This window comes from Streptomyces rubradiris (genome assembly GCF_016860525.1).
Lineage (GTDB): Bacteria > Actinomycetota > Actinomycetes > Streptomycetales > Streptomycetaceae > Streptomyces > Streptomyces rubradiris.
Genome location: NZ_BNEA01000015.1, coordinates 864,203 through 889,975, shown reverse-complemented (window position 1 = coordinate 889,975; position 25,773 = coordinate 864,203). Strand labels below are relative to the sequence as shown.

At 74.4% G+C, this 25,773-nt stretch carries 21 protein-coding genes; 12 read left to right on the top strand and 9 right to left on the bottom strand.

The window, feature by feature from the left end:
• Nucleotides 1-2: 2 nt before the first annotated feature.
• The 3 genes from Srubr_RS17195 to Srubr_RS17185 are packed head-to-tail and all read left to right on the top strand — an operon-like array spanning nt 3 to nt 3,364.
• Complete coding sequence (locus Srubr_RS17195) at nt 3-1,391, top strand: NtaA/DmoA family FMN-dependent monooxygenase (protein WP_189989437.1); 1,389 nt, start codon at nt 3-5, stop codon at nt 1,389-1,391.
• Complete coding sequence (locus tag Srubr_RS17190) at nt 1,388-2,485, top strand: LLM class flavin-dependent oxidoreductase (RefSeq protein ID WP_189989435.1); 1,098 nt, start codon at nt 1,388-1,390, stop codon at nt 2,483-2,485. The genes Srubr_RS17195 and Srubr_RS17190 overlap by 4 nt, the downstream gene beginning before the upstream one ends.
• Nucleotides 2,486-2,539: 54 nt before the next feature.
• Nucleotides 2,540-3,364, top strand: a complete 825-nt coding sequence (locus Srubr_RS17185) for a TauD/TfdA dioxygenase family protein (RefSeq protein WP_229926397.1) — start codon at nt 2,540-2,542, stop codon at nt 3,362-3,364.
• 102 nt (nt 3,365-3,466) lie between these two features.
• Here Srubr_RS17185 and absR1 read toward each other — a convergent pair whose 3' ends face one another.
• Complete coding sequence (gene absR1 / locus Srubr_RS17180) at nt 3,467-4,552, bottom strand: beta-glucuronidase AbsR1 (RefSeq protein ID WP_189989431.1); 1,086 nt, start codon at nt 4,550-4,552, stop codon at nt 3,467-3,469.
• Between the two features lie 94 nt (nt 4,553-4,646).
• Between absR1 and Srubr_RS40790 the strand changes: the two genes are divergently transcribed.
• The gene (locus Srubr_RS40790) at nt 4,647-6,662 is read left to right on the top strand and encodes a helix-turn-helix transcriptional regulator (protein ID WP_229926396.1); all 2,016 of its coding nucleotides are present in this window, start codon (nt 4,647-4,649) and stop codon (nt 6,660-6,662) included.
• A 46-nt stretch (nt 6,663-6,708) separates the two neighbouring features.
• On the opposite strand, the gene Srubr_RS17165 is transcribed toward Srubr_RS40790, so the two are convergent.
• On the bottom strand, nt 6,709-7,101 hold the full coding sequence (locus Srubr_RS17165; protein WP_189989428.1) for a winged helix-turn-helix transcriptional regulator: 393 nt from the start codon (nt 7,099-7,101) through the stop codon (nt 6,709-6,711).
• A gap of 163 nt (nt 7,102-7,264) precedes the next feature.
• Here Srubr_RS17165 and Srubr_RS17160 point away from each other — a divergent pair, with 163 nt between their 5' ends.
• Nucleotides 7,265-7,993, top strand: coding sequence for an alpha/beta hydrolase (locus Srubr_RS17160; RefSeq protein ID WP_189989426.1), 729 nt, complete (start codon nt 7,265-7,267; stop codon nt 7,991-7,993).
• Nucleotides 7,994-8,073: 80 nt separating this feature from the next.
• On the top strand, nt 8,074-8,286 hold the full coding sequence (locus tag Srubr_RS17155; protein ID WP_189989425.1) for a hypothetical protein: 213 nt from the start codon (nt 8,074-8,076) through the stop codon (nt 8,284-8,286).
• A 100-nt stretch (nt 8,287-8,386) separates the two neighbouring features.
• Here Srubr_RS17155 and Srubr_RS17150 read toward each other — a convergent pair whose 3' ends face one another.
• Nucleotides 8,387-10,999, bottom strand: coding sequence for a CHAT domain-containing protein (locus Srubr_RS17150; protein ID WP_229926395.1), 2,613 nt, complete (start codon nt 10,997-10,999; stop codon nt 8,387-8,389).
• A 77-nt stretch (nt 11,000-11,076) separates the two neighbouring features.
• On the opposite strand from Srubr_RS17150, the gene Srubr_RS17145 reads away from it, so the two are divergent.
• From Srubr_RS17145 to Srubr_RS17135, 3 genes are read left to right on the top strand one after another with little or no spacing between them, the layout of a single operon-like run.
• A complete protein-coding gene (locus tag Srubr_RS17145) occupies nt 11,077-12,504 on the top strand; it encodes a S8/S53 family peptidase (protein ID WP_189989423.1) in 1,428 nt (475 codons plus the stop codon).
• Nucleotides 12,501-13,139 carry an RNA polymerase sigma factor gene (locus tag Srubr_RS17140; RefSeq protein WP_189989421.1) on the top strand — a complete coding sequence of 213 codons (639 nt, stop codon included), beginning with the start codon at nt 12,501-12,503 and terminating at the stop codon, nt 13,137-13,139. The genes Srubr_RS17145 and Srubr_RS17140 overlap by 4 nt, the downstream gene beginning before the upstream one ends.
• A gap of 14 nt (nt 13,140-13,153) precedes the next feature.
• Nucleotides 13,154-13,606 (top strand): hypothetical protein, encoded by a 453-nt coding sequence (locus tag Srubr_RS17135; protein ID WP_189989824.1) that lies wholly within the window; start codon nt 13,154-13,156, stop codon nt 13,604-13,606.
• Between the two features lie 92 nt (nt 13,607-13,698).
• Here the strand turns inward: Srubr_RS17135 and Srubr_RS17130 are convergent, their stop codons facing one another.
• From Srubr_RS17130 to Srubr_RS17105, 6 genes are all read right to left on the bottom strand, one after another.
• A complete protein-coding gene (locus Srubr_RS17130) occupies nt 13,699-14,478 on the bottom strand; it encodes an N-formylglutamate amidohydrolase (RefSeq protein ID WP_229926394.1) in 780 nt (259 codons plus the stop codon).
• A gap of 177 nt (nt 14,479-14,655) precedes the next feature.
• Entirely contained in the window at nt 14,656-16,875 is a 2,220-nt protein-coding gene (locus Srubr_RS17125; RefSeq protein WP_189989419.1) for an NADP-dependent isocitrate dehydrogenase, read from the bottom strand.
• A gap of 37 nt (nt 16,876-16,912) precedes the next feature.
• A complete protein-coding gene (locus Srubr_RS17120; RefSeq protein ID WP_189989417.1) occupies nt 16,913-17,344 on the bottom strand; it encodes a DUF4186 domain-containing protein in 432 nt (143 codons plus the stop codon).
• Between the two features lie 139 nt (nt 17,345-17,483).
• Nucleotides 17,484-18,578 (bottom strand): mechanosensitive ion channel family protein, encoded by a 1,095-nt coding sequence (locus Srubr_RS17115; protein ID WP_189989415.1) that lies wholly within the window; start codon nt 18,576-18,578, stop codon nt 17,484-17,486.
• Nucleotides 18,579-18,792: 214 nt separating this feature from the next.
• Entirely contained in the window at nt 18,793-20,328 is a 1,536-nt protein-coding gene (locus tag Srubr_RS17110; RefSeq protein WP_189989413.1) for an amino acid permease, read from the bottom strand.
• A gap of 62 nt (nt 20,329-20,390) precedes the next feature.
• Entirely contained in the window at nt 20,391-21,377 is a 987-nt protein-coding gene (locus Srubr_RS17105; RefSeq protein WP_189989411.1) for a hypothetical protein, read from the bottom strand.
• Nucleotides 21,378-21,690: 313 nt separating this feature from the next.
• On the opposite strand from Srubr_RS17105, the gene Srubr_RS17100 reads away from it, so the two are divergent.
• The 3 genes from Srubr_RS17100 to Srubr_RS17090 are packed head-to-tail and all read left to right on the top strand — an operon-like array spanning nt 21,691 to nt 25,750.
• Nucleotides 21,691-23,121, top strand: a complete 1,431-nt coding sequence (locus Srubr_RS17100) for an FGGY family carbohydrate kinase (protein WP_189989410.1) — start codon at nt 21,691-21,693, stop codon at nt 23,119-23,121.
• Nucleotides 23,118-24,521 (top strand): FAD-dependent oxidoreductase, encoded by a 1,404-nt coding sequence (locus Srubr_RS17095; RefSeq protein ID WP_189989408.1) that lies wholly within the window; start codon nt 23,118-23,120, stop codon nt 24,519-24,521. Before Srubr_RS17100 ends, Srubr_RS17095 begins: the two co-directional genes overlap by 4 nt.
• Complete coding sequence (locus Srubr_RS17090; RefSeq protein WP_189989406.1) at nt 24,518-25,750, top strand: NAD(P)/FAD-dependent oxidoreductase; 1,233 nt, start codon at nt 24,518-24,520, stop codon at nt 25,748-25,750. Before Srubr_RS17095 ends, Srubr_RS17090 begins: the two co-directional genes overlap by 4 nt.
• Nucleotides 25,751-25,773: the final 23 nt, after the last annotated feature.

Genomic DNA, 25,773 nt, shown 5'->3' with positions numbered 1-25,773 from the left:
CCATGAGCAAGCCGCTGAAGCAGATCCACCTGGCCGCCCACTTCCCCGGGGTCAACAACACCACCGTCTGGAGCGACCCGGCCGCCGGCAGCCACATCGAGTTCAGCTCCTTCGTGCACTTCGCGCGGACCGCCGAACGCGCCAAGTTCGACTTCCTGTTCCTCGCCGAGGGCCTGAGGCTGCGCGAACAGGGCGGCGAAATCTACGATTTGGACGTGGTCGGCCGCCCCGACACCTTCACCGTGCTCGCCGCGCTCGCCGCCGTCACCGACCGGCTCGGCCTGACCGGCACCATCAACTCCACGTTCAACGAACCGTACGAGGTGGCCCGCCAGTTCGCCAGCCTCGACCACCTCTCCGGCGGCCGGTCCGCGTGGAACGTGGTCACCTCCTGGGACGCCTTCACCGGCGAGAACTTCCGGCGCGGCGGCTTCCTGCCGCAGGAGGAGCGCTACTCCCGCGCCAAGGAGTTCCTGGCCACCGCGCACGAACTGTTCGACTCCTGGCACGGCGACGAGATCATCGCCGACCAGGCCACCGGCACCTTCCTGCGGGACGCCCGGGCCGGCGCGTTCGTGCACAAGGGACAGCACTTCGACATCCAGGGCCGGTTCAACGTGCCGCGCTCCCCGCAGGGCCGCCCCGTCATCTTCCAGGCCGGCGACTCCGACGAGGGCCGCGAGTTCGCCGCCGCCGACGCGGACGCCATCTTCAGCCGGTACTCCACCCTGAAGGAGGGCCAGGCCTTCTACACGGACGTCAAGTCCCGCCTCGCCAAGTACGGCCGCCGCCCGGAGGAGTTGCTCATCCTGCCCGCCGCGACCTTCGTGCTCGGCGACACCGACGAGGAGGCCGCCGAACTCGCCCACGAGGTCCGCCGGCAGCAGGTCAGCGGCGCCACCGCGATCAAGCACCTGGAATTCGTGTGGAACCGGGACCTGTCCGCGTACGACCCCGAGGGCCCGCTGCCCGACGTGGACCCGGTCGTCGCCGAGGAGCACATCTCCCGGGGCCGCGCCCAGGTGCGGATGTACCGCGACCCGCTCGCCATCGCCCGCGAATGGCGCGAACTCGCCGAGGCCAACAAGTGGTCCATCCGCGACCTGGTGATCAACACCGGCAACCGGCAGACCTTCATCGGCTCGCCCGCCACCGTCGCGCGGACCATCAACGAGTTCGTCCAGGCCGACGCCTCCGACGGCTTCATCCTGGTCCCGCACATCACCCCCGGCGGGCTCGACCCGTTCGCCGACCGGGTGGTCCCGCTCCTCCAGGAACAGGGCGTCTTCCGCGCCGACTACGAGGGCACCACCCTGCGTGACCACCTGGGCCTCGACCACCCCGACACCGGCCGGCGCACCGGCGCCCCCGCCGAGCGGGCCGCGTCGTGAGGTTCCTCGCCGTCACCCTGATCGCGAACCGGCCGGACCCCGCCACCGGCCTGCCGAAACCGGCGCACGAACGCTTCCGCGAGGTACTGGACGACGCCATCTGGGCGGAGGAACTCGGCTTCGACGGATTCGGCGTGGGGGAGCGGCACGAACGGCCGTTCCTGTCCTCCGCGCCGACGGTGGTGCTCGGCCACATCGCCGCGCTCACCCGCCGCATCCGGCTGTTCACCGCCGTCACCACGCTCAGCCTCCTCGACCCGGTCCGGGCGTACGAGGACTACGCCACCCTGGACCACCTCTGCGACGGCCGGCTCGACCTGATCATCGGCAAGGGCAACGGCACCGCGCAGCGCGAGCTGTTCCAGGTCACCCCCGAGGACCAGTGGGCCCGCAACGCCGAGGGCTACGAGGTGTTCCGGCGGCTGTGGCGCGAGGACAAGGTGAGCGCCGACACCCGGTTCCGGCCGCCGCTGAAGGACGCCGAGGTGTGGCCACGGCCGTACCAGCGGCCCGTTCGGGTCTGGCACGGCAGCGCCACCAGCGAGCAGTCCGTGGACCTCGCGGCACGCTACGGCGACCCGCTGTTCTCGGCGAACGTCACTCACCCCGTCGAGCCGTACGCCGCGCTGGTCCGCCGCTACCGGGAACGCTGGGAGCACTACGGCCACGACCCGGCGGACCTCGCGGTGGGCGCCGGCACGGCCGGACTGTACGTCGCCCGCACCTCGCAGGAGGCGCAGACGGCGTACCGCCCGGTCTTCGAGGCCGGCCTGGCCCACCAGCGGGCGGCGGGCCTGCCCGTGGTCTTCGAGACCCTGGAGGACTTCGTCGCCCGCAGCTCGGCCCTGATCGGCAGCCCCGAGCAGGTGATCGACAAGGTGCACCGCTACCACGAGGAGCTCGGGCACACCGTGCTGCACGTGGCGGCGGACGCGAACGGGCTGCCGCCCACGCTCCACCGCGACTCCCTCGAACTGTTCCAGTCCGAGGTCGCCCCGGTCCTGCGCCGCCACATCCCCGACCCGCCGTTCCCCTGGGCGCCGGCCGTCCCCCGCCCGGCGCCCGCGCCGGCCCCCGTGCCGGCCGGCCGCTGAACCGCCGCACGACCGCACCAGCGCACACCCGACCTTCCCACCGAGGAGATGGGCATGACCACCGTCACCGATCCCGGTACCAGCCTCGTCGTCCACCGCACCGGCCCGCGCATCGGCGCGGAGATATCCGGCGTCGACCTGACCCGCCCCGTCGACGCGGCCACCGCCGACGCGCTGCGGACGGCCTTCCGCGAGCACAAGGTGCTGGTCTTCCGCGACCAGCACCTGACCCCCGGACAGCACGTCGAGGCGGTCCGGCTGTTCGCCGAGCCGTTCGACCACCCCACCGCCACGCGCCACCCGGACCACCCGCTGGTCTACCCCTACAACGTGCGGCACACCGGCAAGGCCAGCACCTGGCACATCGGCGGCCTGTGGCGCACCCCCGCCTTCGCCATCGAGTCACTGACCTACGACGAGGTGCCCGAACTCGGCGGCCACACCCTGTGGGCCGACCTCCAGGCGGCCTACGACGACCTGTCCGAGCCCTTCAAGACGCTGCTCGCGGGCGTCGCCGCGGTCTACGACGGCAACCCCGAGAACTACGCGCAGGGCAGCCGGAGGACCGCCCCGGGCGAGACCACCACCGAGCACCCGGTCGTCCTCGAACACCCGCTCACCGGACGCAAGGGACTCTTCCTCAGCTCCTCCGCGCTCGGCCTCACCGGCGTCACCGAGCAGGAGGGCCGGGTCCTGCTCGACCACCTCCTGCGGCACGCCGCCTCGCCGGACTACACGATCCGCTTCGGCTGGCGGCCCGGCGACTTCGTGCTCTGGGACAACCAGGCCACCTGGCACTACGCCGTCGACGACTACGGCGACGGCGCCCGCGTCTACCGCAAGGTCATCGGCGTGGAGCCGCTGCGCACCGCGTCCTGAGCGGTACGGCACGGCGTGGGCGCGGACGTCACCTCCCCCGTAGGTGACGTCCGCGCCCTTCCCCCCGGTGCCGGACTGTGGCCCGACGCCGTCCGTGTGCCGTCACCAGCACATGACCGCCGTCTCTCCCGACCCCCACGTGGAGTACAGGCGGACCCGGACGGTGTAGCGGCGGCCCCTGACGAGCCGGACCCGGACGACGGCGTTGTCCGGCGTGCCGCCGTCGTCCCGCCCCGTGAGGAAGCGCGGCTCCCCGTCGCGCTCCTCGAAGACCACCAGCACGGTGTCGGCCTCACCGAAGGTGCCCACGGTGTACTCGCGGGTCTCCGCCGGCTCGACGGCGAAGTCCGCCTGCTCGCCCGGCCCCAGGCCGAGCGGCACCGACCGGAACGGCACCAGCGCGGCCGGTCCCGCCGGACCGCCGGGCGGATACCAGCGCAGCACGAACTCCTTGTCGGCCGGGGACGGGCTGCCGGGCGGCCGCAGCCCCCCGCGGTACTGCTCCGGCTCCAGCACCAGCCCCGGCCCGAGCGGCAGCGTCATCACCGACTGCGGGTCCCACATCGGGGTCCCCGCCTCGCAGCCGTCCAGCCGGTCCAGCACATTGGCGTACGTCGTCTCCCGGCTCCAGAAGTTCGGCGGACCGGCCAGCTCCGCGCACACCGCCTCGTCGTCCCAGTGCAGCCCCGCGTACGGGCTCTGGTGCTCGTGCACCATGCCCAGGGCGTGCCCGATCTGGTGCAGGACCGTCCCGCGCTCCCCGGGCGCGGTCACGTCCCAGCCGAGGTTCATGGTGCGCTCGCCCCGGCCGGCCGACAGCGCGTCCCGGCCCACCGCCGACCAGGACCCGGCACCGGCCTGGAACCCGATCCGCAGTTCCGCCTCGTGCCGGTCGGCGACCTCGGCGAAGACGACGCCGATGCCGAGGTCCTGCCACTCGCGGAAGCAGTCGCGGACCACCTCCCGCTGCCCCTCCCCGCCCGCCCAGGGCACCCGGCGCAGCTCCCCGGACCCGGGGACCGGGATGACCGAGGCGTCGGTGCGGGCGTCGAGGAAGCAGTAGTGCAGCACCGTGCCGTTGACCCACATCCGCCGCCCGGCGAGCAGCGCGCCCAGCCGCTCGGCGGTCAGTCCCGGCGGATACGCCGGGACCGGCTGCCGCGGAAGCGAGCAGAGGCGTCGGGTCATGGCACCAGAGTGCCGCCCGCCCCGGCCGACCACCTGAGTCGAGGGCTACTCAAGTCGCCCTGTATCAGAACTGAGTAACCGCGCTCAGCATGAGGTGAGGACTCACCGACAGGACGCGAAGACCCTTCAGCTGCCCTGGCCGTTCACCGGCCGGTCGGAGGAACTCGACTGGATGCGCGCCGCGTTGACCGGGGGCCGGCCCGGCATCGTGGTGACCGGACCGGCGGGCCACGGCAAGACCCGGCTGATCACCGAGGCGGTCCGGGGCCTGGACCACGCCCGGGTGACCGGCACGCCCGAGGCCCGGGACCTGCCGCTCGCGGCGTTCGCGCAGCTGCTCCCCGACACCGTCTCGCTGCACCGCGCGGTCCGCGCGCTGTCCGGCGTACGGGTCCTCGTCGTGGACGACGCCCAGTTGCTGGACGAGACCTCCGCCGCCCTGGTCCACCAGCTGGCCGTGCACGGCCGCACCCGGCTGATCGTGGCCGCGGCGGACGGGGTACCGGTGCCCGGCGCGGTGTCCCGGCTGTGGACCGGGGAACTGCTGCCCCGGCTGGCCCTGGGCCCGCTCCCGCCCGACGACACCGCCCGGCTGCTCGCCGGCGCCGCACTGGACCCGCTCACCGTGCGCCGCCTGCACCGGTCCTGCCGTGGCGACCTACGCCTGCTGCGCGCCCTGCTCACCGCCCTGACCGAATCGACCCAGCCGACGTCCGTACCGAGACCGGCGCTTGCCGGGGTGGGAGTGCCGGTGTCTGTTCCGGGGGCGGAGTCGGCCGGGGCGGGTGTTCGGGGGGCGGCGCTTGCCGGGGCGGGTGTGCCGGGGTCCGCTTCGGGGGTGGCGTTCGCGGGGGCGGACGTGTCGGCGTCTACTCATGGGGCGGCGCTCGGTGGATCGGATGTGCCGGTGTCCGCTCCGGGGACGGCGCTCGCCCCGGCCGAGTCGCCGGTGGCCTGCCCTGGTGCCGGGCTCGTCGGGGTCGGCCGGCTGGAGACCGTTCCCGGTACCGGGGAGTGGGCCTGGCGGGGGCCGTTGCCGGTCACCCCGGCGGTCCGGGAGCGGCTCGCCCCCGCCCTGGAGCGCTCCGGTCCCGGCGAACGGGACATCCTGGACCGCCTCGCCTTCGCCGAGCCCCTGCCGCTGCAGCTGGAGGAGCTGGACGAGCTGGACCTGGAGGCCCTGGAACGCCTGGAGGCGGACGGCCTGATCGACGTCGGCGAACAGGGCGCGGTCACCCTCGCCCACCCCCTGCACGGCACCGCGCTGCGCGCCATGGCCGGCCGGCTGCGGGCCCGCCGGCTGGGCCGGGCAGTCCCCGCGTACGGACCGGCGCTGGACGCCGAACGGCGCACCCTGGTACGGCACATGGAGCGGCTGGACGTCCGGCCGGTGCCCACGCCGGTGGGGGAGTGGCTGGTGGCGCACGGCGTGCCGCTGCCCGCCCGGTACGCCGAGGCCCGTGCCCGGTTCGCGCGCCTGCGCGGCGAGGTGCGGGAGGCGGCGGCCTGGGCCCGGGAGGGGCTGCGGGCGGCCCCCGCGGACGGCGGCTGCCGCACGGAACTCCGGCTGGCCGAGGGCGGCCCGGACGAGCCGGCCGGCCCGGACGACGTCCACGCCCGCTACGCCGCCGTACGCCTCGGCGAGCCCGGCCGGGTGACCGGGCGGCTGCCGGCCGGCAGCGTGCTGGCCCGGCACGCCGACGCCCTCGCCCGCGCGGACGGGCCCGCGCTGGACCGGGCCGCAGAGGCACTGGCGGAGCGGGGCTTCACGCTCTACGCGGCGGAGGCGTACGCGCACGCCGCCCGGACGCACCGGGATCCGAGCGCCGCGAGGCGTTCCCGGACCCGGGCCGTCGCCCTGGCCCGCCGCTGCCAGGGCGCGAGCACGCCCACGCTGGCCGGCCTGGTCCTCGGCGAACTCACCGCCCGCCAGCGGCAGATCGTCGCTTTGGCGGCGGCCGGGCTGAGCAACCGGGAGATCGCCGAAAAGCTGACGCTGTCGGTACGCACGGTCGGCAACCACCTGTACGGCGCGTACACCCGCCTGGGCACGGGCGACCGCACCGCGCTGCCCTGGCTGCTGGACGGCCCCGAACGGGAGCCGGCGTAGCAGCCGCCACCCGCCGCCGTGGCCCCAGGACCTGCTGCCCGTCCGATCAGGCGTCCGGGGTACCGGCCCGGGTGCCGTACGCGGCGCGGGCGGCGTCGATCTTCGGCAGGCGCAGGACGCTCCATTCCAGCAGGGGTGCCGTGGCCTCGCGAAGCGTCCTGCCCATCGGGGGGAGTTCGTAACCGACGTGAGGCGGCATGACGTTGCGGACGGTCCGGGTGAGGATGCCGTCGCGTTCCAGATCGCGCGGGGTGACGGTGAGCATGCGCTGGCTGACGCCGTCGACGGCGCGCCTGAGTTCGGTGAAGCGGCGCGGCCCCTGGCTGAGGTGGCGCACGACCAGCAATGACCACTTGTCCCCGACGATGTCGAGCACTTCGCGGGTCCGGCACGGGTCCTCCCGCCGTACCGGCCGCGACGTGCCACCCGCTGTGCTCATGGTCACCTCCATGGAACCGGGGCACCGGGAAGTTCCTTGTTGATCGGGGTGCGGCGGGTGCACCACGATGATGACGGTTTCCGCAGAGGACCGAGGCACGGAAGGGAACCGTTGTCGGCCATGTTCTCGCGCCTCGGTCCCGAGAGAGAAAGGGCCCCTTTCCATGCCCACATTCCTGCTGGTCCACGGTGCGTGGCACAGCGGCCGGTGCTGGGAGCGGGTGGTCCCGCTGCTGGAGTCGGCCGGGCACCGCGTGCTCGCGCCGTCCCTGACCGGCTACGGCGACCGGGCACACCTGGCCGGTCCCGAGGTCGGGCTCGACACACACGTCGAGGACGTCGTCGGCCTGATCCGGGCGGAGGACTTGAGTGAGGTGGTCCTCGTGGGACACAGCTACGCCGGGCTGGTCATCTCTTCCGCGGCCAACGAGGTCCCGGAGCGGATCGCGCATCTGGTGTACCTGGACGCGATGGTGCCGGAGCACGGCGAGACCGCCGTCGACGTGATGCCGGTGACCCAGCGGCTGATCGACCTGGCCGAGCGGTCGGAGAGCGGTTGGCGTGTTCCGCCGCCCACCGAACTCCCTCCGCCGATCGGCCTGTTCGGGGTCACCGACGCGGCGGACATCGCCTGGCTGCGCACGCTGTTGTCGGATCAGCCGGTGGATTGCCTGCGGCAGCCGGTGCGCCTGGACAACCCGGCCGCGCGGGCGATCCCGCGCACACACATCCACTGCGTCGGCGCCCAGCCGGAAGGCATCACCCGCCGGCCCGTCCCCCCGGTGCAGCCCAATGGCTCTCCGGCTCGCGTGTGGCACCTTCCGACCGGACACGACTGCATGATCACCATGCCGGCGGAACTGAGCGAACTCCTGCTCGGACTCGTCCCGTAGGGGAACAGACCGTCTCCCGCGCCGCGACCGGTTTCGTCCGCGAACCCTCGGGCACTCCGGTGGGCAGGAGGAGGGTCGGCATGGGGATCGGCAGCAGGATCGAGAACGTCGAAGACGGTACTCGCGGTCATCCATGGGGCACCTTGATCGCAGCGTTCGTCGCTGTCTACCTGCTGATCGGCATCGTGATGACCGTGACTGGTTCGTCGGTCGAACAAGCATGGTTGGCACCGCTGCCTGTCCTGCTCGTGGTCGGAGCCGGTGTCGGTGCGACCCGAGCTCGCCGCCGGTGATGCGCTCCCTGCCGGTGAAAGCGAAGCCGCTCCGCCTCCCCAGCCTCGTACCAGGAAACCGCCCAGCACCAGCTGAGACCCCCGACGTGACGAAGCACTGCTAGGCCGCCCCGAACGCCGCGAAGGCCCAGCCCGTCGCCTGGTGGACCGCGTCGCCAGGGAGGGCGGCGCGGGCGTCTCGCAGGGCCTCGGCCAGGGACAGGCCCGCGCCGAGGCCCTTGTGCAGGGCCAGCATCAGCGGCACCACCGCCGCGTCGTTCACCGGCGCGCTGCTCGCCACCACCCCGGCCGTGCCCAGCGGCAGCAACGCCGTGACCACGCCCAGCAGTTCGTCCGCGCCGACCGAGGCCAGGCGCGCCGTCTCGCAGCTGGACAGGATGATCCGGTACGGGCTGCGGGCCAGGCGTTCGAAGTCGTGCACGATCAGCGGCCCGTCCGCCATCCGCAACGCGGAGAACAGGGGGCTGTCGGCGCGGAACGTGCCGTGCGCGGCGAGGTGCGCCAGGCCCGCGCCGTCCAGCTCCGCCAGCACCCGGGGCACCCGCGCCTCGTCGTCCTCCAGGACCGTCGCCGTGCCGTACCGGCCGGCCAGCTCCGGCACCTCCGCGCCGCCGGTCGCCAGACCCGGGCCGCGCACCAGCACCGGCCGGCCCTCCGGCGGCGGCTCCGTCTCCCGGGCGCGCAGCCAACTGCCCGCCGACGGCGACACGCTGAGCACCCGCTCGCGCAGCGCGGGCAGCAGCGCCCACGGCACCTGGTGCAGCGCGCCCGGCGGCACGATCACCACCGGGCCGGACCCCAGATGCGGCACCGCGCCCGCCAGCAGCAGGTCCTGGAGCCGCCGGCCCGCCTCCTCCACCAGCGGCAGCCGCGCCTCGGCCCCCGGATGCGCCAGCCGCCGCAGCGCGGCCTGCACATGCCCGGCCTCGGCCACCGCCTGGTCCAGCGAACCGCCGGCGAACCGCCGTACCCTGCCCTGACCGCACAGCAGGACGTGCACCCGGCCGTCGACCACGACCAGTTCCACCAGCCGCCCGTCGCCGAGCCGGTCCAGCAGCCGGTCCACGTCGAAGCGGTACCCGGCGCCCGCCGCGGCCCCGCCCATGTGCCGGGTGCGGGAGCGCACCTCCCGTTCCAGGCGCCGCTGTTCGCGCTCCAGCGCCGGCACCGGGCGGCCCTCCATCCGGGCGGCCTCCGCCCGGGCCGCGATCTCCCGGTAGGCGGTCAGCCCGCTCAGCAGCGCCGGATCGTCCGGCGGCCGGGTCGGCGGCGCGGACAGCACGGTCGCCCGCCACCGCTCGCTCCACGCCAGCAGCCGCCGCGGACTGCCCTGCGCCAGGCCCACCTCCTGCGCCAGCGCGGCCAGTTCGGCGCCCTGTGCGGTCGCGTGGGCGCGCAGCTCCGAGGCGCCCAGCGTCATCCGGTGGTCGTCCAGCACGTCCAGGCCGCGCCGGCACGCCTCCAGCACGCCCCGCCGGGACCCGGCCGCCCGTGCCCGCAGCGCCTGCGCCGCCCAGCCGGTCACCCGGGCCGGCGGCGGCCCGCCGTACCGGCTGCGCGCGGCCACCGCCAAGTGCCGTTCCGCGTCGGCCGTCCAGCCCAGCGCCAGCGCGATCCGGCCGGCCAGCAGCGACGCCTCCGGCGCGGCGGGCGAGCCGAAGGAGGCCAGCTTCTCGGCGACCGCCGCCGCGTCCGCGACCAGCCGCCCCGACCGGCGCCCGGCCGCCACCCGGGCCTCGATCAGCTCCAGCCGCGCGTGCGTCTCCCACCAGGTCCGGCGCTGCGCCGCGAACAGCCGTACGGCGACGGCGGCGCGGGCTATGGCGGTGTGCGCGTCCCCCGCCGAGCGGGCGGCCCAGGAGGCGGCGAGCAGCAGCTCGGCCTTGCGGGTGGACTGTCCGCCGATCCGGTCCAGTTCCGCGATCGCCGCGTCCGCCTCGGCCAGCGCCTCCGGGGCCAGCCCCGCCGCCCGCAGCACCTCGCAGCGCCGGATCGACAGGTTGTAGGTGGGGGTGCCCAGCTTGGCGTAGCGCTCCTCGGCCTCGTCCAGCAGCCGCAGCGCCGCCGGGATGTCCCCGGAGCGGAAGGCGGCCAGGCCCCGGCTCTCCACCGCGTCCGCCTTGTCGTGCTCCTGGCCGGTGGTGTCCCACAGCCGCTCCGCCGCCGTGAAGTCGGCGACCGCCCGGTCCACCGCGCCGAGCGCCAGATGGACGGTGGCCCGCAGGGTCAGCGCCCGCGCGGTCCAGATGTCGTCGGCGGCCTGGCGCAGCACCGGCAGCGCCCGCCGCACGTCCTCCAGCGCCTCCCGGTGCCGGCCCAGCACCCACCACACGTAGGCGCGCCGGTACAGCACCCGGGCCCGGGTGTGCCCGCTGCCCCGGGCCACCCCCCGCTCGAACGAGGCGAGTCCCTGCCGTGTGCGCCCCGCGTGCACCAGTGCGACCCCGAGCGTCGCGAGCACGTCGGCCTCCCGGTCGGCCGACCCGGCGCGCGCGGCCAGGTCCCGGGCTCGCCGCAGGTGCCGCAGCGCGATCCGCAGGTCACCGAAGTCCCGCTGCCAGATGCCGAGCACCTGGTGGGCCACGCTCGCGTGCAGCGGCGACGGACCCGAGCGCAGCACGTGTTCGGCCCGCGCCCGGGCCTCGCCCGGGTCGGCGAACACCATGGGCAGCAGTTCGAGAATCGCCTCGCTTCCCGCTGTCACGTCTCGCATGGTAGTAGCCGGCTGTATCAGACGACGGTCCCGCGACTCTCAACTGTCGTAGCGCCGTCTACGGGGGAGGACAACACGTGGCACCACAGCGTTTCCACGAGCAGTTCCAGCACATCCAGCGCGCCCTGCCGGACGTCCCGCTGACCATGGGACCGGACGACTCGGCGGGCTTCCTCTACGAGAAGGGCGTCGTCCTCGTCCGGGACGGCGAGGAGGCCCCGTTCGTCGAGGACGCCGTGCGCACCCACTTCACCGAGACCCAGGGTCTCGTCCCCGACCACGTACGCCGCGAGGGCCCGCAGACCGGCCGCACCGGCGTGACCCGGATCCGGGTCGGCGACCCGGCCGAGGGCGAGGACACCGTGCCGCACGCCCTGCACGCCGTCCGGCAGGCCGAGGACCGGCGGGGCCGCCGGCTGGCCGGACGCAACCACGTCATGCACATCGCGGTCAACGCCTGCCCCGGCGACGAGCCGGTGCCCGTCCCGCGCGCCGAATCCGCCAACCCGGCCCCCGCCCAGGGCCGTCACGACCCGGCCACCGCGGTCGGCGTCCTCGTGGTCGACACCGGCCTGGTGCACGACCACCGTTGCTGCCCGCTGCTCGCCCACACCACCGGCGACGTCCAGCGCGCCGAGACCGACGCCGACGGCGTGCTGCGCCAGTACGTCGGCCACGGCACGTTCATCGCCGGCATCCTCGCCGCCGTCGCGCCCAACACCGACATCACCGTGCGGGGAACGCTCAGCGACGCGGGCGCCGTGCTGGAGTCGGAGTTCGGCGCGCTGCTGTTCGAGGCGGTCGACCGGGACGGCTGGCCGGACATCATCAGCCTGTCGGCCGGCACGCCCAGCGAGGACGCCGACGGTCTGATCGGACTGGACGCGTTCATGCGGGAACTGCGCGGCCAGCGCACCCTGCTGGTCGCCGCGGCCGGCAACAACGGCAGCGCCACCCCGTTCTGGCCCGCCGCCTACGCCGGGCTGCCCGAGTACGCCCGCAGCGTGCTGTCGGTCGGGGCGCTGCGCGCGGACGGCGAGGGCGGGGCCTGCTTCAGCAACCACGGTCCCTGGGTACGGGCGTACGCCCCCGGCGAGCGCCTCACCAGCGCCCTCACCGGCTTCCGGGCCCCGGTGCCGTACGTCTACCAGCACTCCACCTACGACTCCTGCCGGTTCGGCCCCGACGCCTACCTGTGCACCTGCCAGCACCCGCCGCACACCGGCGTGTTGAGCGAGGGCCTGACGAGCACGGGCGGCAAACCGGACCAGGTGATGTTCGAGGGGCCGGCGCAGTGGAGCGGCACCTCGTTCGCCACCCCGGTGGTCGCGGGGCTCGTCGCCGACCGGATGACCCGGTACCGGGAACGCGACCCGCGGGCGGCCGGCGCCGCGCTGCTGGCGGCCACCGCGGACCGGGCCGAGGTACGCGGGGCGTGCGCTCCGGCGCTCCGCCCGCCCACGTGGCGCCCCGTACCGGCCGCGATCCCGGCGCTGCCGGTATGAGCGCCGGGACCCTGCGCGGCACGGCGTACGATGGCGTGCCGTACACAAGGGGTGGAGTCGTGGACCGAACAGAGGTCGGCGCGCTGGTCCGGTCCGCCGTCGACGGGGACGCCGCGGCCTGGAAAACGCTGGTGGAAGGGCTGAGCCCGCTGGTGTGGTCGGTGGTGCGCGCGCACCGGCTCTCGGAGTCCGACGGGCACGAGGTCTTCCAGACCGTGTGGTTCCGCTTCGCCCAGCACCTCGGCCGCATCCGGGAGCCCGACAAGGCCGGTGCCTGGCTGGCCAGTACCGCCCGGCACGAGTGCCTGAAGGTGCTCAAGGGCCTGGCCCGGCTGACCCTGACCGACGATCCGCGGGTGCTGGACCGGGCCAGCGAGGAGCGCACCCCGGAGGAGTCGCTGATCGACTCGGAGGAGGCGGCGGACCGGGCCGAGCGGGTCCGCCGGCTGTGGCAGGAACTGGACGGACTGGGCGAGCGCTGCCGGCAGCTGCTGCGCGTGCTGATGGCCTCGCCGCCGCCCAGCTACGGGGAGATCTCGGCCGCGCTCGGCATCGCGGTCGGCAGCATCGGCCCGCTGCGCCAGCGCTGTCTGCGCCGGCTGCGGGCCCGGATGGACGCGCGAGGTGCGCAGTGAACGGGGACGAGGAGATGCCCGGGGAACCGGACGAACTCGCGGACGGGCTGCTGGAGGAGGAACTGCGGCAGGCCGCCGCCGTGCTGGACCCGGTCCCGGCCGAACTGCTCCAGTCGGCCCTGGACGCGTTCGCGCTGCACGATCTGGACGCCCGGCTCGCCGAGCTGACCTTCGACTCGCTCGTGGACGCCCTGCCGGTCCGGGGCGCCATGGACCCACCGCGCATGCTCACCTTCCGCGCGGGCGAGGTGACCGTGGACGTGGAGGTCACCGGGGACGGACTGATCGGCCAGTTGCTGCCGCCGCAGTCGGCGCGGATCGAACTCCTCGGCGGCCCGGGGCACGTCCGCCCGCTCACCGCCGACCCGCTCGGCCGGTTCACCGGCGGACCGCCGCCCGCCGGCCCGTTCGCCCTCCGGCTGCGCACCGGCGCGGAGGTGATCGTGACGGAGTGGCTGCGGGCCTGACGCGACAGCGGCGCGGGCGTGGCACTCGGCGGCGCGGGACTGGTGCCTTCGGGCCGGGGCCCGCGCCGCCGACACCGTGCCGCGGCCGCCGGCTACACCGTGTCGACCAGCCTCGCCAGGGCCGTGGCCAGGCGGTCCAGGCCGGGACCGGCCGGGCCGCCCGGCTCCGTCATGTACGTGTCCCGGCGGATCTCCACCATCAGCGCGCCGACCCGGGCGTCCGTGCCGTAGAAGTCCAGCGGTACGTACGTCCCGGCGAACGGGCTGTCCAGTCCCGTCTCCCCGCAGCCGGCGAACGCCTCGCGGGCGGCCCCGGTCAGGGCGGGCGGGGTGTGGAAGGCGTCCGTGCCCAGGCACACCGGCGGGCGCGGGCCGGTGCCGTGCAACTCGTAGGGGAGCGGCTCGGTGGGGTACGAGTGCACGTCGATGATCACGGCGCGCCCGGTCGCGGCCAGCCGGCCGGCCACCGCCTCGGTCATGGCCTGCGCGTACGGCCGGAAGTACCGGGCCAGCAGTGGCTCCGGGTCGGTGTCCGCGGGCCGCAGCCGGGCCCGGTGCGTGGTCCGCGTGTACACGGCGCCCATCCCGACGGCCGCCATCTCCTCCCGCTCGTCCGGGAACCGCTCCGGGTCCACCACCAGCCGCGACAGCCGGTTGACGAACCGCCAGGGCCGGATTCCGGCGAGCGCGGCGGCCCGCTCGGCCAGCTCGGCGGTGTGCGCGTCCGTGATGTGGTCCAGCTCCCGCTCCAGCCCGCCGTCGTCCAGCACGATCCCGGCGCGCACGTCGTCCGGTATCGCCCGCGAGGAGTGCGGCACGTGCAGCAGCACGGGGGAGTCGGGGGCACCGGGCAGGAGGGCGAAGGAGGTCACGGGCTGCTCCAGGGGCGTGTCGGTGACATCGTGCGTCGTGCGTGATCACGGTGCCACACGGCACTGACAACGCACCGCGCCCGCCCTGATGTGCGCCCCGGCGTGCCCGTGTCCCGTATGACCGCGCCCCGGACGGGCGGTGCCGTCCGGGGCGCGGTGCTCAGCGTGTCGCGGGCGTCAGCTCAGGGACGCCAGGGCCTCGTTCCAGGTGGCCGACGGGCGCATGACCGCGTCCGCCTTGGCCTTGTCGACCTGGTAGTAGCCGCCGATCTCGGCCGGCTTGCCCTGGACGGCGTTCAGCTCGTCCACGATCTTCTGCTCGTTCGCGGCCAGGGTCTCGGCGAGCGGCGCGAACGCCTTGGCGAGGCCGGCGTCGTCGGTCTGCTTCGCCAGCTCCTGCGCCCAGTACAGGGACAGGTAGAAGTGGCTGCCGCGGTTGTCGATGCCGCCCACCCGGCGGGTCGGGGACTTGTCCTCGTTCAGGAAGGTCGCCGTGGCGCGGTCCAGGGTGTCGGCGAGGACCTTGGCGCGGGTGTTGCCGGTGGCCGTCGCGTACTGCTCGAAGGACGGCACCAGCGCGAAGAACTCGCCGAGCGAGTCCCAGCGCAGGTAGTTCTCCTTGACCAGCTGCTGGACGTGCTTGGGCGCGGAACCGCCGGCGCCGGTCTCGAACAGGCCGCCGCCCGCCATCAGCGGGACGACCGACAGCATCTTGGCGCTGGTGCCCAGCTCCAGGATGGGGAAGAGGTCGGTCAGGTAGTCACGCAGCACGTTGCCGGTGACGGAGATGGTGTTCTCGCCGCGGCGGATGCGCTCCACCGACAGCTTGGTGGCCTCCACCGGGGACAGGATGCGGATGTCCAGGCCCTCGGTGTCGTGCTCCGGCAGGTACTGCTTGACCTTGGCGATCAGGTTGGCGTCGTGCGCGCGGTCCTCGTCCAGCCAGAACACCGCCGGGTCGCCGGTGGCGCGGGCGCGGGTGACGGCCAGCTTGACCCAGTCGCGGATCGGGGCGTCCTTGGTCTGGCAGGCGCGGAAGATGTCGCCCTGCGCGACCGGCTGCTCGATCAGGACGTTGCCGGCCTGGTCGACCAGGCGGACGGTGCCCGCGGCCGGGATCTCGAAGGTCTTGTCGTGGGAGCCGTACTCCTCGGCCTTCTGCGCCATCAGGCCGACGTTCGGGACCGAGCCCATGGTGGACGGGTCGTAGGCGCCGTTGGCCCGGCAGTCGTCGATGACGGCCTGATAGACACCGGCGTAGGAGGAGTCCGGGATGACGGCGAGGGCGTCGTGCTCCTGGCCGTCGGCGCCCCACATGTGGCCGGAGGTGCGGATCATCGCCGGCATGGAGGCGTCGATGATGACGTCCGAGGGCACGTGCAGGTTGGTGATGCCCTTGTCGGAGTCGACCATGGCCAGGGCCGGGCCCTCGGCGATCTCGGCGTCGAAGGATGCCTTGATCTCGGCGCCCTCGGGCAGGTTCTCCAGGCCCTTGAGGATGCCGCCGAGGCCGTCGTTCGGGGTGAGGCCGGCCGCCTTGAGGGTCTCGCCGTACTTCGCGAAGGTCTTCGGGAAGAACGCGCGCACCACGTGGCCGAAGATGATCGGGTCGGAGACCTTCATCATCGTGGCCTTCAGGTGCACGGAGAACAGGACGCCGTCCTCCTTGGCGCGGGCGACCTGCGCGGCGAGGAACTTGTTCAGCTCGGCGACGCGCATCACGGAGGCGTCGACGACCTCGCCCTGGAGGACCGGCACGGAGTCCTTCAGGACGGTGGTGGTGCCGTCCTCGCCGACCAGCTCGATCTTCAGCGCGCCGTCCTCGGCGATGACGACGGACTTCTCGGTGGAGCGGAAGTCGTTCTCGCCCATGGTCGCCACGTCGGTCTTGGACTCGGGGGTCCAGGCGCCCATGCGGTGGGGGTGGGTCTTGGCGTAGTTCTTCACCGAGGCCGGGGCACGGCGGTCGGAGTTGCCCTCGCGCAGGACCGGGTTGACGGCGGAGCCCTTGACCTTGTCGTAGCGGGCGCGGATCTCGCGCTCCTCGTCGGTCTTCGGGTCGTCCGGGTAGTCCGGCAGCGCGTAGCCCTTGCCCTGGAGCTCGGCGATGGCGGCCTTCAGCTGCGGGATGGACGCCGAGATGTTCGGCAGCTTGATGATGTTGGCCGCCGGGGTCTTGGCCAGCTCGCCCAGCTCGGTCAGCGCGTCGGGGATGCGCTGGTCCTCGTTCAGGTACTCCGGGAAGACGGCGATGATGCGCCCGGCCAGCGAGATGTCGCGGGTCTCCACGGGCACACCGGCCTGCGAGGCGTACGCCTGGATCACCGGCAGGAACGAATGCGTCGCCAGGGCCGGGGCCTCGTCTGTGTAGGTGTAGATGATGGTCGAGTCAGTCACCGGGTGCTCCGCTCCACGTCTGCAACATTGCTCGACATCAAGATATCTCGTGATCGCCGTCCGTTCGACAGGGGTCCGGCCCGGGAAATCCGCGGCCCGCCGTCTCGCGCTCGATCCAGCGGCAGATGACGTCCACCACGTACACGTGTTCGCTTCGGGTCAGCTCGCGTCCCCGGGGAATGCCGTGACAGCGCTCCAGGCAGCTACGGCAGCAGGTGGCGGTCGCGTGCTGGCCCACGAAGACCGGGTGGCCGCGGTAGGGGGTCTGTCTGCCGTCCTTGTGCGGCCGGGCCGGCGCCAGCCGCCGGGCGATCAGGTCGTAGGCGTGCCGGCGCAGGGTCGCCGGACCCTTCAGCCGGGCGGTCGCGAGGTCCCGCCCGCGCAGGCGGAACCGGGCCCGGAACGGCTGCCGCGCGAGCGCGTCCAGCCGCAGGTCGAGCGCACGGGGGTCGAAAGCGGGAGAAACCACGCCTCCCGAGCATACGACCCCGACGACTTTCGGCCCGGCCCCTCCATCCCGCCCGGCGGCCTTCGCCCCCGGCCCCAGCCCTCTACGGTCCTCCTCCCGGTCTTCGCTGCCCTGCCCCTTTACGACCCTCCCCCCGGCCCTACTCGGCCCCGCCAGGAACCCCCGACACCACGTCCTCGCCGCTGCGCTGCTGTGGGATGGTCACCGGTCCCTGGTGGAGGGTCACCGTGCGGGTGGGGGCCGGGATGCGGATGCCCTCGGTGCGGTAGCGGCGGTGGAGGCGCTTGATGAACTCGTGCTTGATCCGGTACTGGTCGCTGAACTCGCCCACGCCGAGGATCACCGTGAAGCCGATCCGCGAGTCGCCGAAGGTGTGGAAGCGGATCGCGGGCTCGTGGTCGGGGACGGCGCCCGTGACGTCCCGCATCACCTCCGTGACCACCTCCGCCGTCACCCGCTCCACGTGCTCCAGGTCGCAGTCGTAGCCCACCCCGACCTGCACCAGCACGGTCAGCTCCTGCTCGGGCCGGGTGTAGTTGGTCATGTTGGCCTTGGCGAGCTGGCCGTTGGGGATGACCACCAGGTTGTTCGACAGCTGGCGGACCGTCGTCTGGCGCCAGTTGATGTCGACGACATAGCCCTCCTCGCCGCTGCTCAGCCGGATGTAGTCGCCCGGCTGCACGGTCTTGGAGGCGAGGATGTGGATGCCCGCGAAGAGGTTGGCCAGCGTGTCCTGCAAGGCCAGCGCGACGGCCAGACCGCCCACGCCCAGGGCGGTGAGCAGCGGCGCGATGGAGATGCCGAGCGTCTGCAGGACGACCAGGAAGCCGATGGCCAGCACCAGCACCCGGGTGATGTTGACGAAGATGGTCGCCGAACCCGCCACCCCCGAGCGGGACTGGGTGACCGAGCGGACCAGGCCGGCGACGACCCGGGCCGCGGAGAAGGTCACCACGGCGATCACCCAGACCTGGAGCACCTCGTTGATGCGGTGCTGGACGGTCCCGGTCAGCGGCAGCACGGCCGTCGCCGCCGCCGCTCCGCCCGCGATGGCCGCCCACGGCACGACCGAGCGCAGCGCGTCCACGATGACGTCGTCCCCGCTCCAGCGGGTCCGCTTGGCGTGCCCCGCGAGCCAGCGCAGCAGGGTGCGCGACATGAAGGCGAGCGTCAGGCCCGCCGCCAGGGCGATTCCGGCGAGGACGAGGTCGTCCAGGGTCAGCGCGCGGTTCACCGGTCACCTCCGGGGCGCTCGGCGGCTGCGGGAGGCCGGTTGTGAAGTCTCGTCACGTTGTCACCTGCTCGATGTCCGGGATGTGCGACCGCGCCGGCCGGAGGAACTCCGGGGTCCGGCGCGTTCGTTCATCCTGCCGCATCCCGCACGCCGGTTCGTACCGGGAACGGCGCCCGCCGAAGTGCCGCCCGAGCGACGCCCGTCACAGCGCCGCTCAGACGATGCCCTCCGCGAAATCCGCCTGGTCCCGGCCGCTGCCGTAGGCGGCCGAGGGCGTGCCGTACGACCGGCGGGCGACGAACCACCAGACGGTGGCGAGGACCAGCACCACGGCGAGGGCGACGGAGGCGTAGTTCATCGTGCCCACCGTGACCGGTGACGCCTGCGGCAGGCAGAACAGGACGGTCACACAGGCCACCCACCCGACCGCGATCCACCCCACCGGCCGGCTCCAGCGGCCCAGGTGCCACGGACCGGGCCGGAAGCGGTCGCCCGCGCGCAGCCGCAGCAGGACGGGGATGGCGTAGGCGGGGGTGATGCCGATGACGTTGATGGCGGTCACCGCGTTGTACGCCGTCGCCGAGTACAGCGACGGCAGCGCGAGCACGCACGCCACGCTCACCGACAGCCACACGGCGGCGACCGGCGTCTGGGTGCGTCCGCTCACCTTGCGCCACAGGTGCGAACCGGGCAGCGCCCCGTCCCGGCTGAACGCGAACACCATCCGGCTGGCCGCGGCGACCTCGGCGTTCCCGCAGAACAGCTGGGCGACGATCACGACGAGCAGCAGGGCGCTCGCGCCGTCGGTGCCGAGGCCGTCCAGCATGATCTGCGCGGGCGGCACACCGGTGTCCGTGGTGCGCGTGGCGTCGTAGTCCTGGATGGCGAAGGTCAGTCCGGCCAGCAGCACGAAGCCCGCGAGCCAGGACACCCAGATGGCGCGGACGATGCCCCGGGAGGCGGCCACCGAGGCGTGCGAGGTCTCCTCCGACAGGTGGGCGGAGGCGTCGTACCCGGAGAAGGTGTACTGCGCGAGCAGCAGGCCGATCGCCGCCACGTACACCTGGTTGTCCCAGCCGGTCTCGTTGACGAACTCGGTGAACACGAAGGACACCGACCGGTGCCGGTCCGGGACGATCACCAGCGCCCCCACGATCAGCGCCACGCCCGCCAGGTGCCACCACACGCTGACCGAGTTCAGCAGGCTGACCAGACGCACCCCGAACAGGTTCAGCACCGCGTGCAGCAGCAGGATGACGCAGAAGATCAGCATGGTCGTGCCGGGCGTCGGCACGAAGCCCCACTGGAGGTTGGCGAACGCCCCGGCGAACAGGGCCGCGCCGTAGTCGATGCCGGCGATCGCGCCGAGCAGGCCGAGCAGGTTCAGCCAGCCGGTGTACCAGCCCCAGCGCCGCCCGCCGAGCCGGTCGGCCATGTAGTACAGGGCGCCGGAGGTCGGATAGGCGCTGGTCACCTCGGCGAGCGCGAGGCCGACGCACAGCACGAACAGGCCCACGCCCGCCCAGCCCCACAGCATCACGGCCGGGCCGCCGGTGTTCAGCCCGAAGCCGTACAGGGTCATGCAGCCGGACAGGATCGAGATCACCGAGAAGCTGATCGCGAAGTTGCCGAAGCCGCCCATCCGGCGGGCCAGCACCGGCCGGTAGCCGAGTTCGCGCAGGCGCTGCTCCTCGTCCTGCTGCGGCAGCCCGGGGGAGGGCACGGGGGAGGGATCGGGGGTGGGGGACACGCGGGGGACCTCCGGATCGTGGTTGCCGAACGGTGTCGAACTGACGTGCTGCTACCCGGCGTTCAGGGACCGGAGCCATCGGCGGCGGCCCGGCAGCGGTCCCGGGCCTGCGTGAAGACCTCCGCCGCGCGCTCCCGGTCCCGGGTGCGGTACATCCAGGGCGGCGGTGTGAAGTAGGGGCCGATCGCCTCGAACACCCGCGCCGCGTCCCGGAACTGGAGGGAACCCCACAGCGCGTGGGCCAGGTGGTTGAGGTCCGGCAGCGCGCGCTCCCCGGGCCGTGTGCGGTCGAACCAGGACTCCAGCGCCCGCCGCGCCTCCCGGGCCGCTTCCTCCCCCACCCAGTGCAGGTCCAGTGCCGCGTCCTGCCCGCCGTCCCGGCGGTAACGCTCCACCCGCACGTACAGCGGCAGCAGGTGCAGCGCCGAGCCCGGCGGCGCCTGGCCCGCGGCCCACTGCGCGTACCCGGACGCCTCGGTGAGCCGCCCCGGCCCGCCGCGCACGTACAGGAACTGGAGCATCCGGTGGTGGGCCTCGCGGTTGAGCGGGTCGCGCCGGTCCGCCTCGGCCAGCAGCCCCCAGGGGCCCGGCGGCAGCATCGGCTCCGGCGGGGCGGCCCGGTGCTCCTCCCAGCGTTGCTCCGGATCGAGCTGGGCCAGGGCCAGCAGACACACCCAGGGCACCGGGTCCCGGGGCGCGGCCACGGTGGCCGACTGGGCCGCGTCCCACGCCTCGATCCACAACTCGTGGGTGCGCCGGTGCCTCTCCCGCCGGGCCCGCAGCGCCCGCTCCACGCCGACCCGGGCGAGCATCACCGTCGCGTGGGCGCTGTCCGGCTCCTCGGCGAGCCAGGCCCGCACCACGTCGGTGCCGGCCGCGGCCGTCGCCAGGACCTGCGTGCGCTGTGTCCAGCGCGGCCACTCGGTCGTCTCCGCCAGCAGGGTGCGCATGGCCATCCAGCGGCCGGTGCGCAGCTCCTGGAGCGCGGCCCGCAACGCGTGGTCGGGACCGGCGGGGTCGTAGGAGGGGCGGGCCGCGTCCCTGGCCATCAGCCGCCCCCCGGCCGTCGGCGCACCTGACGTAGCAACGGCCCTCCCCTGGGCGGTGAAGAAGCGGTCTCGCGTGGTCGGCGGTCACTATAGAGGTGACCTTTCTCCCTCTCCATTGTTGCCAAGTCAAACACTTGGTATGGGCAGTTGGCCTACTCGGCGGTAGGCGGAAGACCCGGCGCCCGGCCGCCGGTGGGGACGGGCCGGCGCCCCCGCCGGAAGAGCTTGACGCCGGGCCGCCGCGACGGCAGGCTGGCGCGGTGATCTTCAGGGCCGCAGCAGTGGTCTTCAGGGCCGGAGCAAAGGACGCGCGATGACGGGGCCGGTGCTCGCCGTCGACCAGGGCACGTCCGGCACCAAGGCGCTCGTCGTCTGCCCCGAACGCGGCGTCCTCGGCACCGGTTTCGCCGAGGTGCGCCCCCGCCACCTGCCCGGCGGCCTGGTCGAGGCGGACCCGGGCGAGCTGTACGACTCGGTGGTCGAGGCCGGCCGGCGCGCGCTCGCCGAGGCCGGCGAGGACGTCGTCGCCCTCGGCCTCGCCAACCAGGGCGAGACCGTCCTCGCCTGGGACCCGGACACCGGCCGCCCGCTCACCGACGCCCTGGTCTGGCAGGACCGGCGCGCCGACATCGTCTGCACGGAACTCGCCGATCACGACGAGGAGTTGCGGCAGCTGACCGGGCTGCCCCTCGATCCGTACTTCGCCGCGCCCAAGATGGCCTGGATCCGCCGCCACCTCACCCGCGACGGTGTCGTCACCACCTCCGACGCCTGGCTGGTGCACCGCCTCACCGGCGTCTTCGCCACCGACGCCGCCACCGCCGGCCGCACCCAACTGCTCGACCTGGACCGCGCCGAGTGGTCCCCGCGCGCCCTGGACCTCTTCGGCCTGGCCGGCGAACGCCTGCCGGAGATCACCGACAACGCCCACCCGGTCGGCACCACCACCGCGTTCGGCCCCGAGATCCCGCTCACCGCCCTGATCGTGGACCAGCAGGCCGCCCTGTTCGCCCAGCGGATCACCGGCCCCGGTACCGCCAAGTGCACCTACGGCACCGGCGCGTTCCTGCTCGCGCACACCGGCGACCGGCCCCGGCGCGGCGCGTCCGGCCTGGTCTCCTGCGTGGCCTGGCGGCTCGCCGGAGACACCGGCTACTGCCTGGACGGCCAGGTCTACACGGCCGCCTCCGCCGTCCGCTGGCTCACCGGCCTCGGCGTGATCTCCTCCGCCGCCGACCTCGACCCCGTCGGCGGCGGCGTCCCCGACAGCGGCGGGGTCACCTTCGTCCCCGCCCTGGCCGGGCTCGCCGCCCCCTGGTGGCGCGGCGACCTGCGCGGCTCGCTCACCGGACTCGGCCTCGACACCACCGCCGGGCACCTGGTGCGCGCCCTGTGCGAGGGCATCGCCGCCCAGGTCGCCGAGCTGGCCGAGGCCGCGGCCGGCGAACTGGGCGCCCCGTTGGACACACTCCGCGTCGACGGCGGCCTCACCCGCTCCGCGCTGCTCATGCAGACCCAGGCCGACCTGCTGCAACGCCCGGTCGAGGTGTCCGCGCTGCCCGACGCCACCGCGCTCGGCGCCGCCGCCCTCGCCCGCCTCGGCGCGCATCCCGGACTGCGCGTAGCGGACGCCCTGCCCGACGGGAGACCCGCCGCCGTGTACGAGCCCCGCATCCCGGCCGAGCAGGCCGCCGAACGCCGCGACCGGTTCCGCGCCGCCGTCGCCGCCCTCCTCGGCCCGTGACCGTCACCGCGACCGGACCGCTCCCGCGGACGCCGTACGACGTGGCGATCGTCGGCGCCGGCGTGGTCGGCTGCGCCATCGCCCGCGAACTCGCCCGCCACCCCCGGCTGCGCGTCGCCCTGATCGAGGCCCAGGACGACGTCGGCCAGGGCACCTCCAAGGCCAACACCGCCATCCTGCACACCGGTTTCGACGCCACCCCGGGCACCCTGGAGGCCCGGCTGGTCCGCGAGGGTCACACCCTGCTCGGCGCCTACGCCGCCCGGACCGGCATCCCCGTCGAACGGGTCGGCGCCCTGCTGGTCGCCTGGGACGAAGAGCAGCTCGCCGCCCTGCCCCGGCTGGCCCGCAAGGCCGAGGAGAACGGCTGCCACGACACCGCCCTGCTCGGCCCCGGGGAGCTGTACACCCGCGAACCGCACCTCGGCCCCGGCGCGCTCGGCGCCCTGCACGTCCCCGGCGAGAGCGTCATCTGCCCTTGGACGACCACCCTGGCCTACGCCACCCAGGCGGTCCGCGCCGGCACCGACCTGCACCTGAACACCGCCGTGCGGGACGTGGCCTGGGACGGCGGGCACCGGCTGACCACCAGCCGGGGCGCCCTGTACGCCCGCCACCTGGTCAACGCGGCCGGACTGCACGCCGACACCCTGGACCGCGCCCTCGGCCATGACGACTTCACCGTCACCCCGCGCCGCGGCCAGCTCCTGGTCTACGACGCGTTCGCCCGCCCCCTGGTGCGGCACATCCTGCTGCCCGTGCCGACCGCCCTCGGCAAGGGCGTCCTGGTCGCGCCCACCGTGCACGGCAACGTCCTGCTCGGCCCCACGGCCGAGGACCTGCGCGACAAGCACGCCACCGGATCCACCGCCGAGGGGCTCGCGGCCCTGCGGGAGAAGGGCCGGCGCGTCCTGCCCGCCCTGGTGGAGGAGGAGGTTACCGCCGTCTACGCCGGGCTGCGCGCGGCCACCGGGCGCGAGGACTACCGCATCACCGCGCACCCCGGGCAGGCGTACGTCACCGTCGGCGGCATCCGCTCCACCGGCCTGACCGCCTCGATGGCCATCGCCGCCCACGTCACCGGGCTGCTGGCCGGCGCCGGGCTCGACCCCGGACCGGTCCGCGAACTCGAGCCGGTGACCCTGCCGAACCTCGGCGAGGCATCCCCCCGGCCCTGCGAGCGGGCCGACCTGGTCGCCGCCGACCCCGAGTACGGCATCCTGGTCTGCCCCTGCGAGCGGGTCTCCCGGGGCGAGATCCGCGACGCCCTCGCCAGTACCATCCCGCCGCGCGGCCTGGAGGGCCTGCGCCGCCGCACCCGCGCCCGGGCCGGCCGCTGCCAGGGCTTCTACTGCGGGGCGGCGGTCCGCGAGCTGCTCGAACGGGGGACGCGGTCATGACCGCCGTGCGGCACGTGGACGTCCTCGTCGTCGGCGCCGGTCCCGCCGGGCTCACCGCCGCCGCACGGCTGGCCGCGGCCGGCGCCGGGCGGGTGGAGGTGCTGGAGCGCGAGCCCGAGCCCGGCGGGGTGCCCCGGTACAGCACCCACGGCGGCTTCGGCACCCGGACCCGCCCGCTCACCGGCCCCCGCTACGCACGGCTGCTGACCGAGGCCGCCGAACGGGCCGGCGCCACCCTGCGCACCGGGGTGACGGCACTGGACTGGGCGCCCGAGGGGCCGGTGCTCACCACCGTGGGTCCCGGCGGGCCGGAGACCGTCGCGGCCCGGGCGGTCGTCCTCGCCACCGGCGCCCGCGAACGCCCCCGCGCCGCCCGCCTGGTGCCCGGCACCCGCCCCGCCGGCGTCTACACCACCGGCGAACTCCAGCGGGCCGTCCACCTGTTCGGACAGTACATCGGCACCCGAGCGGTCGTCGTCGGCGCCGAGGACGTCTCCTACGCGGCGGCCGGCACCCTGCGCGCGGCCGGCACCGAGGTCGTCGCCCTGATCACGGAAGACCCGCGGGCCCGCACCGGCCGCGCCCGCGCCCAGGCGGCCCGGCTGCGCCACGGCATCCCCCTGCTGACCTCCGCCACGGTCACCGAACTGCTCGGCCACGGACGGCTCTCAGGCGTCCGGGTCCGCCACCGCGACGGCCGTACGGCGGTCCTGCCCTGCGACACCGTGGTGTTCACCGGCGACTTCGTACCCGAGCACGAACTGGCCCGGCGCGGCGGCCTCGTCCTCGACCCCGGCACCCGCGGCCCCGCCACCGACGGCACCTGGCACACCTCCCGCCCCGGCGTCTTCGCCGCCGGCGACCTGCTGCACGCCGTGGAGCCCGCCCGCACCGCGGCCCTGGAAGGCGACCGGGCGGCCCGCGCGGTCCTGGACCACCTGGCGGGCGCCCCCTGGCCGGACCCCGGGGTGCCCGTCCTGGTGTCCGCGCCGCTGCGCCGGATCACCCCCAACCGCGTCACCCCCGGGGCCCGGCCCGACCGCCACCTCCTGCGCACCGGCACCCCGCCGCCCCGCCCGGTTCTGTACGTCCACCAGGACGGCCGCCTCCTGCACCGCGCCCGGCTCCTCCCCGGCACCGCTCTCCCGCACCGCACCCTCACCCTCACCGCCCGCTGGCACGACCGGGTCGACCCCGCGGGCGGCCCGGTACGGGTGAGCACCGGCTGAGCGGGACGCGGCGGGCCGCCGGC